Source organism: Simplicispira psychrophila DSM 11588, from assembly GCF_000688255.1.
Lineage (GTDB): Bacteria > Pseudomonadota > Gammaproteobacteria > Burkholderiales > Burkholderiaceae_C > Simplicispira > Simplicispira psychrophila.
This window is the reverse complement of sequence record NZ_JHYS01000002.1, coordinates 380,868-390,328: the sequence shown is the minus strand read 5'-3', so window position 1 is coordinate 390,328 and position 9,461 is coordinate 380,868. Positions and strand designations below refer to the sequence as shown.

At 59.9% G+C, this 9,461-nt stretch carries 9 protein-coding genes; 6 read left to right on the top strand and 3 right to left on the bottom strand.

Annotated features, from left to right (window positions below; genetic code table 11):
- The 6 genes from Q390_RS0103855 to Q390_RS0103830 form a co-directional block, all read left to right on the top strand.
- A partial coding sequence (locus tag Q390_RS0103855) for an integrase core domain-containing protein (RefSeq protein ID WP_027994888.1) occupies positions 1 to 242 on the top strand: 242 nt, incomplete at its 5' end.
- 24 nt (positions 243 to 266) lie between these two features.
- A complete protein-coding gene (locus Q390_RS0103850) occupies positions 267 to 1,853 on the top strand; it encodes an ATP-binding protein (RefSeq protein WP_211250409.1) in 1,587 nt (528 codons plus the stop codon).
- A gap of 108 nt (positions 1,854 to 1,961) precedes the next feature.
- Positions 1,962 to 3,545: an ATP-binding protein gene (locus Q390_RS0103845; RefSeq protein ID WP_211250408.1), complete on the top strand. Its 1,584-nt coding sequence runs from the start codon at positions 1,962 to 1,964 to the stop codon at positions 3,543 to 3,545.
- A 96-nt stretch (positions 3,546 to 3,641) separates the two neighbouring features.
- Positions 3,642 to 3,812 carry a hypothetical protein gene (locus tag Q390_RS19855; protein WP_156949817.1) on the top strand — a complete coding sequence of 57 codons (171 nt, stop codon included), beginning with the start codon at positions 3,642 to 3,644 and terminating at the stop codon, positions 3,810 to 3,812.
- A 6-nt stretch (positions 3,813 to 3,818) separates the two neighbouring features.
- Positions 3,819 to 5,609 (top strand): sensor histidine kinase, encoded by a 1,791-nt coding sequence (locus Q390_RS0103835; protein WP_027994885.1) that lies wholly within the window; start codon positions 3,819 to 3,821, stop codon positions 5,607 to 5,609.
- 57 nt (positions 5,610 to 5,666) lie between these two features.
- Positions 5,667 to 6,362, top strand: a complete 696-nt coding sequence (locus Q390_RS0103830) for a response regulator transcription factor (RefSeq protein ID WP_037472047.1) — start codon at positions 5,667 to 5,669, stop codon at positions 6,360 to 6,362.
- Between the two features lie 3 nt (positions 6,363 to 6,365).
- Here the strand turns inward: Q390_RS0103830 and Q390_RS17430 are convergent, their stop codons facing one another.
- From Q390_RS17430 to cynS, 3 genes are all read right to left on the bottom strand, one after another.
- Positions 6,366 to 7,538 carry a GGDEF domain-containing protein gene (locus Q390_RS17430; protein WP_037472046.1) on the bottom strand — a complete coding sequence of 391 codons (1,173 nt, stop codon included), beginning with the start codon at positions 7,536 to 7,538 and terminating at the stop codon, positions 6,366 to 6,368.
- A 76-nt stretch (positions 7,539 to 7,614) separates the two neighbouring features.
- The gene (locus tag Q390_RS0103820; RefSeq protein WP_027994883.1) at positions 7,615 to 8,886 is read right to left on the bottom strand and encodes an MFS transporter; all 1,272 of its coding nucleotides are present in this window, start codon (positions 8,884 to 8,886) and stop codon (positions 7,615 to 7,617) included.
- 128 nt (positions 8,887 to 9,014) lie between these two features.
- Positions 9,015 to 9,458 carry a cyanase gene (gene cynS, locus Q390_RS0103815; RefSeq protein WP_027994882.1) on the bottom strand — a complete coding sequence of 148 codons (444 nt, stop codon included), beginning with the start codon at positions 9,456 to 9,458 and terminating at the stop codon, positions 9,015 to 9,017.
- Positions 9,459 to 9,461: the final 3 nt, after the last annotated feature.

The following is a 9,461-nucleotide window of genomic DNA, read 5'->3' as shown; positions in this document are numbered from 1 at the left end:
GCCGTAAGGGCAACTGCTGGGACAACGCGGTGATGGAGCGCTTCTTCCTGAGCCTCAAGACGGAGCGGGTCTGGCAGCGCGACTACGCCAACCACGCCGAGGCCATGATGGACATCGCCGACTGCATCATAGGTTTCTACAACAGCGTGCGGCTGCACTCCAAACTGGGCAACTTGCCACCCAATGCCTTCGAGCAGCAATCGGCAATCAAACAACCTATCGTTGTGTCCGAAAAAACTTGACCAGCACACTCCTAGAATGCCCGCATGACCCCCACCGCCCCCCAGCCAGCCGCATTGGCACGTAAAAAGCTGCCGATTGGCATCCAAACTTTCCGCGAAATCCGCGAAGACGACTGCTACTACGTGGACAAGACCGGCATGGCGGTGGACTTGGTGCAAACCGGCAAGGCCTACTTTCTCAGCCGCCCCCGGCGCTTTGGCAAAAGCCTGTTTTTGGATACGTTGAAGGAGCTGTTTGAGGGCAACCGGGCGCTGTTTACCGGGCTGGCCGCCGAGCCGCTGTGGGACTGGGGCACCCAGCACCCGGTGATTCGCATCAGCTTTGGCGCGGGCGTCATCGCCTCGCGCCACGGGTTGGACCAAGTGCTGCACCAGCAACTGAGCCACCACGAAACCCGCTGGGCGCTGCCGGCGGCGTTTCCCGATGCGCGCAGCCGGTTTTTGGACCTGATTGAGCGCCTGCATGCCCACACCGGCCAGCGTGTGGTGGTGCTGGTCGATGAGTACGACAAACCGATTCTGGACAACATCGACCACCGCGCCGTGGCCTTGGAGGTGCGCGAGGGGCTCAAAGACCTGTACAGCGTCATCAAAGACAGCGATGCGCACATCCGCTTTGCCTTCCTCACGGGGGTGAGCAAGTTCAGCAAGGTCAGCCTGTTCTCGGGCCTAAACAACCTGACCGACATCACACTGGACGAGCGCTACAGCGCCCTGTGCGGCTACACCGATGCCGACGTAGACACGGTGTTTGCGCCCGAGCTGCCCGGCCTTGACCGCCAGCAAATTCGCGATTGGTACAACGGCTACAACTGGCTGGGCACGTCGGTTTACAACCCGTTTGATGTGCTGCTGCTGTTTCGCAGCCGCGAGTTTCGGCCCTATTGGTTTGAAACCGGCACACCCACGTTTTTGGTCAAGCTGCTGGCCGAACGGCAGTTTTTTACCCCCGACTTGGCACGGCTGCAAAGCAGCATGGCGCTGTTGTCGGCATTTGATGTGGACTGCATCGAGCCCGAGGCGTTGCTGTTTCAGGCCGGGTATTTAACGGTGCTAGAGCGCACCCAGCCCATTCCAGGCCAATGGGTGTACACGCTGGGCTACCCCAACCGGGAGGTAGAGGCCAGCTTGAACGCGGCCTTGCTGGGCGGCCTGGGCGCGCCCGAGCGCACGTCGTTTGAGGTGCGCCTGCGGCTGATTGACCTGCTCAAGGCGGGCAACCTGCCGGGCCTCAAGGCGCTGTTTGAGGCTTTTTTTGCCAGCATTCCGCACCAGTGGTACGCCCGCAACCCGATTGACCAGTACGAGGGGTTTTATGCCAGCGTGTTCTACAGCTACTTTGCCGCGCTGGGCCTAGACATTCGGCTGGAAGACAGCACCAACAAAGGCCGCATTGACATGGCGGTGCTGTTTGCTGCTCAGGTGTTTGTGTTCGAGTTCAAGGTGGTGGAGGCGAACTCCAACGGCAGTGCGTTGCAGCAAATCAAAGACAAGGGTTACGCCGACAAGTACCGCGCTTTGAACCAGCCAATTCACCTGGTGGGCGTGGAGTTCAGCAAAGCGAGCCGTAACATTGTCGGGTTTGGGGCAGAAACGCTAGCAATTTTGTAGCTGCTAGCGCACGTGTTTAAACGGCTAGAGGCCGTTTTGACCATTATTTGCACGCCCCGGCCCAGCGTGAACGCACGTGTGTGGAGGGCACGCTCCTAGAATGCCCGCATGACCCCCATCGCCCCCCAACCAGCCGCACTGGCACGCAAAAAGCTGCCGATTGGCATCCAAACCTTTAGCGAAATCCGTGAGGACAATTGCTACTACGTGGACAAGACGGGCATGGCGGTGGACTTGGTACAAACCGGCAAGGCCTACTTTTTAAGCCGCCCCCGGCGCTTTGGCAAAAGCCTGTTTTTGGATACGTTGAAGGAGCTGTTTGAAGGCAACCGGACGCTGTTTACTGGGCTGGCGGCGGAGCCGCTGTGGGACTGGGGCACGAAGTTTCCGGTGATTCGCATCAGCTTTGGGGCGGGTGTGATTGCCGCACGCCAATCGCTGGACCAAGTGCTGCACCAACAACTGAGCCACCATGAGGCACGCTGGGAGCTGCCCGCTGCATTTGTTGACTTGCGCAGCCGTTTCCTCCATTTGATAGAGCGCATTGCAGCCCACACCGGCCAACGCGTGGTGGTGCTGGTCGATGAGTACGACAAACCCATTTTGGACAATATCGACAAAACCGAGGTGGCTTTGGAAGTGCGCGAAGGGTTGAAAGACTTTTACAGCGTCATCAAAGACAGCGACGCCCACATACGCTTTGCTTTCTTGACCGGGGTCTCTAAATTCAGCAAGGTCAGTTTGTTCTCAGGGCTGAACAACCTCAAAGACATCACGCTGGACGAGCGCTACAGCGCTATTTGCGGCTACACCGATGCCGACGTGGACACGGTGTTTGCCCCCGAGTTGCCGGGGCTAGACCGGGAGCTGATACGCGACTGGTACAACGGCTACAACTGGCTGGGCACCTCGGTCTACAACCCGTTTGGCTTGCTGCTGTTGTTTGACACCCGCAAAATCCGCCCGCACTGGTTTGAGACCGGCACGCCCACCTTTTTAATCAAGCTGCTGCAACAGCGCCAAGTGTTTACGCCCGACCTCAGCCGCATCGTGGCCTCGGATACGCTGCTGTCCACCTTTGATGTGGACAACATTCCGACGGAAGCATTGATGTTCCAAGCCGGCTATTTGACGGTAGATACGGTGCGCGAGATGCCGGGGCGAATGCAGCTGACCCTCAAATACCCCAATTTGGAAGTGCAATCGGCCCTGAACACCAGCTTGCTGCAAAGCCTGACGGGCAGCCTGAGCCTGCCGGGGCCACAAATCACCCAGTTGTACGATTTGCTGCGCGCGCAAGACTTTGCCGGTCTTAAAACTTTGTTCCATGCGTTTTACGCCAGCATCGCCAACGACTGGTATCGCAAAAACGAAATGGCCGGCTACGAGGGTTACTACGCCAGCATTTTTTACAGCTACTTTGCCGCCGTAGGGGTCGAGATTCGCTTGGAAGACCCCACCAACGTGGGCCGTATCGACATGACGGTGTTGTTTGCCGGCCAAGTGTTCTTGTTCGAGTTCAAGGTGGTGGAGACCAACCCCAGCGGCAGTGCGCTGCAGCAGCTCAAAGACAAGGGTTACGCCGACAAGTACCGCGCCTTGAACCAGCCGATTCACCTGGTGGGCGTAGAGTTCAGCAAAGCGAGCCGCAACATTGTGGGGTTTGGGGCAGAAACGCTAGCAATTTTGTAGCTACTAGCGCTTGATTTGCAAGGTCTAGAGGCTGATTTCATCAAAAACTAGCCGTGCACGCCTTCAAAAAAGGCCCCGCTCCCTAGAATGGCCCGCATGACAGCGCCCACTGTGTTTTTCCCCTCCCCATTTCGCTCCTTGCTGCACTGGCCCTGTTGGGCATGGGCCTTGCTGTGGTGCTGCCTGTGCGCACTGCCAGCAGCCCACGCCCGCGACCACATCACCGAGCGCAGTTGGCTCGAAGACGCCACCGGACAGCTGCAATGACCCGATGTGCAGCAACAACCCACGCAACCGTTTGATGAAACCCTGAGCCGGGGTTACGGCACGGGCGTGGTGTGGCTGCGCCTGCGCATTGACCCGCGCGCAGACCGTGCGCCCACCACCGCGCCCGATGGGTTGGTGCTGCGCATCCGACCGGCCTACATTGATGAGGTGGTGGTGTTTGACCCGCTGGTGCCGGGCGGGCGGGTGGGTGCCGTGGGTGATCGGTACCACCCCCGACTGGATGTGATGCAAGGGGCCGATTTTTTGATGCCGATTGCCCGGGGCGATGCGCCGCGCGATATTTGGCTGCGCTTAACCTCGACCAGCACGCGCCAAATCCACGTCGCCGCCGTGGACCACAGCGAGTTGGACACATTGACTTTGCGGCAAAACCTGCTCGTCAGCCTGTATATCGGGGTGGTGGTGTTGCTAATGGGGTGGGGGGTCACCAACAGCCTGTTGCTCCGCGAAGGCGTGACTGGCGTCATGGGCGCTTTTGCGCTGATGCAGCTGACGGCGGGCTTGTTTGGCCTGAGCACCTCGGGCATCTTGCGGGTGTTTTGGCCTTTGGCCTGGAGCGCGCAGAGCCTCAATCTGCTGGGCAGTGTGTTTTCCGTGGTGGTGGTGTTGGGTGGCTTGCTGTTTCACTGGCGCTTTCTGCGCGAGTTTCAGCCGCCGCGCTGGGCCATGGGGCTGTTGCTGAGCATGATGGCGCTCGCAGGATTGAACCTGGTATTACTGGCGCTGGGCCATGTGATGTGGGCTTTGCAAAACAACCTTTTGAGCATTTTGCTGGCACCCCCGGTGTGCTTGGTGTGCGCTGCCACGGGGCGCGCTTGGGCAGGGGCCGACAGTGCTACGGCTCCTGCACTATCGCGGCGCATGCTGGTGATGTTTTATGTGGCATTTCTGATCATCATGGTGATTGCCGCCACCACCGGGCTGGGGTGGTTGCCGCCGACCGAATGGACCCTCTACATCAGCCAACTGCAAACTTTGGTCAGCAGCGTGCTGCTGATGCTGATGCTGCAATACCGTGCGTTTATAGGGGGACAGCAGCGACAACAAGCGCTGTTGTCGCTAGAAAAAACCACCTTGCAAATGGCCCACGAACGCCATATGCGCGAAGAGCAAGAAAAGCTGATGGCCATGCTGGCCCACGAGATCAAAACCCCACTGGCCACCATGCACCTGCGCCTCGACAGCACCGCAAAAGGTGGCATCGCCATGCGCAAAGCCATGCGCGATATGGATGGGGTGATTGAGCGTTGCCTGCAAACCTTGCAACTGGGCGACGGCCAATTGGCCCCGCACCTGCAAATGTGTGACTTGGCGGGCATCGTGCAAGACGCCGTCTCGTCCTGCCCGCAACCGGCGCAAGTGCGTTGGCAGCCGCTGGCGTCTGTGCCGCTGCAGACCGATCCGCAACTGCTGTTCTTGGTACTGAGCAACCTGCTGGAGAACGCCTGCAAATACTCGGCCGCCGAAACGCCGATTGAGTTGCAGTGCTCGGTCATCGAGAGAGGCGATGCGCCGCACGCAAAGCCGATGGTGCGGTTGGAACTGAGCAACCTGCCAGGCCGTGCAGGCTGGCCCGACGCGCACCATGTGTTTGACAAATACTACCGCTCACCCCAGGCGCAGCGCCAATCTGGCACCGGTCTGGGTTTGTACTTGGTCAAAAATTTGGCGCAGGCTTTGGGCGGGAAAATTGCCTACCAGCCCGATGCCACAGTGGTGCGCTTTGTGCTGACTTTGCCGCTGCCGGTGTCTCTGCCGTTACCTCTCACGCAGTGAGTGCTCTTTGGTTTAATTTGGCTTGGCGTATTGGCGCTCGCTACTATCGCTTGCACTATGCATCCACCACCACTGCACATTCTGGTCATTGAAGACAACGACAGCTTGCGTGAAGCTACGTTGGAGTTTTTAAATGACAACGGCCACCACACCACCGGCGTGGCCAGCGCCGAAGAAGTGGACGAAACCCCCATGCGCGATGTGCCTGACCTGTACTTGGTCGATGTCAATTTGCCGGGTGAAAACGGCTTTACCCTGACCCAGCGCATTCGCAAAAGCCAGCCCTTGGCCGGCATTGTGTTGATGACGGCGCGCGGGCAGTTGCGCGACCGTTTGAACGGTTATGACTGCGGTGCCGACAACTACCTGATCAAGCCGGTAGAACAAGCAGAGCTGTTGGCCTGTATCCACAGCTTGGCCTTCCGCTTGAAATCCAACCCTGCACAGTCCAAAACAGTTTTGGCGCTCCACAGCCAGTCATCAACCCTGTCAGGCCCCGAGGGTGAAGCCGCATTGACGCGGGGCGAGAGTCAATTACTGGTCGCCTTTTGCCGCGCTGCGGGCCACAAACTAGAGCGCTGGCAGGCGATGCAATTGGTCGATAGCAAAGAAAAAGGCCTGACACAGGCCAGTCTGGAGATGCGCATTAGCGCCTTGCGCAAAAAACTGAGCCATTGCAGCGCCATAGAAAACACCATCGTGACTTTGCGCGGCTTTGGTTATGCGCTCCAGTGCGACATCGAGGTGCGCTGAAATCTAGTCTCCACGAGACAACAAAGCCACTTCCACCCGGTTTCGGCCATTGTCTTTGGCGCGGTACAGGGCTTTGTCGGCGGCCAGCAGCAGTGTCTCCCAGTCGGGCTGGTCGCCCACTGCGCAGACAGAAATACCCACGCTCACCGTCACTGCAATCGGCTGGCCGCGCCAGTCGCAGGGCGCGTTTTGCACTGCTTGGCACAGCTGCTGGCCCAGTCGCTGCGCGCCTTGCAGGTCGGTGCCCGGCAGCAGCACCAAAAATTCTTCACCGCCATAGCGCCCCAGCAGGTCTTGGGTGCGCAGATGCTGTCCTACCACCTGCACCGTGTGGCGCAGCACTTGATCGCCGGCCAAGTGACCGTAGTGGTCATTGACCTGTTTGAAGTGGTCGATATCCAGCATCAGCAGCGCCAGCGGTGTGCGCTGACGTACGGCGCGTGCCAATTCGCGCTCCAGTGCCAGCATCAGCGCGCGGCGGTTGGCCACACCGGTCAGAGCGTCTTGCGCCGCCAGACGCACGTTGGCGTCATCCGCGCGCTCCTTGACCATGAAGACGAAGCCAAATGAGGTCACCAGCGTGGCGATGAAAGTGACCATGAAGGTCAGCGTCTGCACCAGATTGCCTTGCAGGATGGTGGCGAGGTTGAGCGATGAAAAAAGTGCCGAGTTGCCGCGCACCAGTACGGTGAGGCCTATCAACGCCAACCCGCCCGCCAGCAGCAGCGCTCCACGGCCCCCTCCCGCCTCATATTGCAACCGGTTGCGCCGCAGCACCCACAACACCCACCCGACCTGCAAAGCCAGGCTGAAGCTGCTGATCACCAGGCGGGCAACGAAGTCGCCTTGAAAAACAAACATCAGTGCCGCCACCACCAGCACCGGCGCCAGTGCGCCCGTCCGCCGCAACGGCAAGCCATGAAAACAGCGCACCGCCACCAGAAAGCCGGCCACGGCAGCCGACAGCAGTGCATTGGCCAGCACGATCGACAGCAGATCAGAAATCCGCCCACGCAGCAACATCAGCCCATAGCCCACTGCAGTAAGTAGCAAGGCGCCAGCCCAATACTGCAAGCCATCGCGGCGCTGGTTGCCGTTGAGCACCAGCAAAGCCCCTGCCACCACCACCGAGGACACAATAATCATCAACAACAGCGTGGGGACGTCAGCGGTCATGCAAGGCTCAGGCTACGGTAAATAAGGCACCCTAGACGATGGTGCTTGCTAGCGTCTTGCACCCAGAAACGGATGGTTAACCGGGTGCCGGTACCACGCGCGAACTGCGCGCTGCAATCCCGGCGCCCACCCAGGTAGCCGACACCACGCCCAGCACCAGCGCCGCCGCCGAGCCGTAAAAAATGCCTGACACCAAGCCTTGGTCCAACAGCGCACCAAACACCGGTGCAGACAGGGCAAAACCCAGATCCAGCCCCGAATACACCGTGCCATAGACGCGCCCGGTGGCACCGGGCGGTGCCGCGCGCTTGATCAGCATGTCGCGCGACGGCCCGGCGAGCCCAGTGCCCACACCGGCCAGCGCCGCCAGCACCATGGCACCCATGCCCGGCAGCAGGCCCAAGCCAACCACGACCAGCAGCGCACCAGACGCCAGCAGGCACAGAGAAATCACCCGCTCCAGCCGCACCACGCGCCCGACCAGAAACCCGCCCACCACCATGCCAGCGGCACCGCACAACATGTAGCCAGTCACCACCATCGAGGTCAGCGACAGGGGCAGGCCGTACATTTTTTGCAGCGCCGGGCTGGCAAAACTCTGGATGGCGCTGAGCGCACAAGTGGTCCAGAAAAAGAACGAAAAGCACAGCCACACCGAGGGCAGGCGCAAAAAGGCCATGGGGTGTTCGGGTACCAGCGCCGCAGCACCTGTGGGCTTGTCCTGGTGCGCCCAGGCACCCTGGCGGTCGTCGAGCGCATCGCGGTTCCAGACCATGATGGCCAGCACCAGCAGCGCCAGCAGGCCGCCGCACACGCACGCGATGCGCCACGAACCGGTGACCGTGGTGATGCCGGTCATGAACACTGGCGATGCCGCCCAGCCCAGATTGCCAGAAATGCCGTGCACCGCAAAACCATGGCCCAGGCGCTGCGGTGACAGCCGCTTGTTGAGGATGGTGAAGTCCACCGGATGGAACGGTGCATTGCCCAGACCGGCCAGTGCCGACGCCACCAGCAGACCCGCATAGCCCTGCGCCATACCCGCCACTATGCCCGCCCCCGCAAAACACAACAGCGCACCAAACAGGATCGGGCGCGCGCCCACGCGGTCAACCAGGAAGCCCGACAGTGCCTGACCCACGCCCGAGATGACAAAAAACACCGACACCAGCAAGCCCAGTTCGGAGTAACTGAAGCCAAACTCACTGATCAGCCATGGAAACAACGGCGGCAGCAGCAAATGAAAAAAATGTGAAGAGCCATGCGCCAAGCCAATCAGGCCCATCGTGCGCGCATCCTGGCGCCAGGGCACAGCGGCACTGGCGGCGGCAGAAGAAGATAACGTCATGCTGCGGACCGATTTATGAAGGTCAAAATAGGCTTTAACCCTTACGTGACAAGCGCTTCAAGCTATTAATTTTGATGGCATGGCACCTCTCAAAACAGCTTTGGCGCTACACGCCAGGGTCGTGCCACTCAATAGGTTTTGTAGGGCAAGAATTTACCCGACAGAGTGATGTTGACGCGGTCACCGTGGGGATCGCTCTCACGCGCCAAGTCCATGCGAAAGTCGATGGCGCTCATGATGCCGTCGCCAAACTCTTCATGGATCAGCTCTTTGAAGGTGCTGCCATAGACGCTGATCAACTCATAAAAACGGTAGATCAGCGGATCGCTGGGCACGCTGGTGGGCAGTGAGCCTCTGTACGGCGCCACCATCAACCACTGGCGCTCGTCCACCGTCAGGCCAAAAATATCACCGACGGTGGCGGCTTGGTCCGCATTCAGCGTCATCTGGCCCAGGCAGGCCGCTGTTACCCACTCCTTGCTCAAACCCACTTTCTGGGCCACCTCCGACCATTTCAGCCCCCGGCTGACTTTGGTGGAAATGATTTTCTCAGTCACTGCAATGCGGCTCATGGG

What these genes read in the sequence shown, in the direction of transcription:
- Q390_RS0103850 (WP_211250409.1), top strand. Translation starts at nt 267, where the DNA reads ATGACCCCCACCGCCCCCCAGCCAGCCGCATTGGCACGTAAAAAGCTG.
- Q390_RS0103845 (WP_211250408.1), top strand. Translation starts at nt 1,962, where the DNA reads ATGACCCCCATCGCCCCCCAACCAGCCGCACTGGCACGCAAAAAGCTG.
- Q390_RS19855 (WP_156949817.1), top strand. Translation starts at nt 3,642, where the DNA reads ATGACAGCGCCCACTGTGTTTTTCCCCTCCCCATTTCGCTCCTTGCTG.
- Q390_RS0103830 (WP_037472047.1), top strand. Translation starts at nt 5,667, where the DNA reads ATGCATCCACCACCACTGCACATTCTGGTCATTGAAGACAACGACAGC.
- Q390_RS17430 (WP_037472046.1), bottom strand. Translation starts at nt 7,538, where the DNA reads ATGACCGCTGACGTCCCCACGCTGTTGTTGATGATTATTGTGTCCTCG.
- Q390_RS0103820 (WP_027994883.1), bottom strand. Translation starts at nt 8,886, where the DNA reads ATGACGTTATCTTCTTCTGCCGCCGCCAGTGCCGCTGTGCCCTGGCGC.
- cynS (WP_027994882.1), bottom strand. Translation starts at nt 9,458, where the DNA reads ATGAGCCGCATTGCAGTGACTGAGAAAATCATTTCCACCAAAGTCAGC.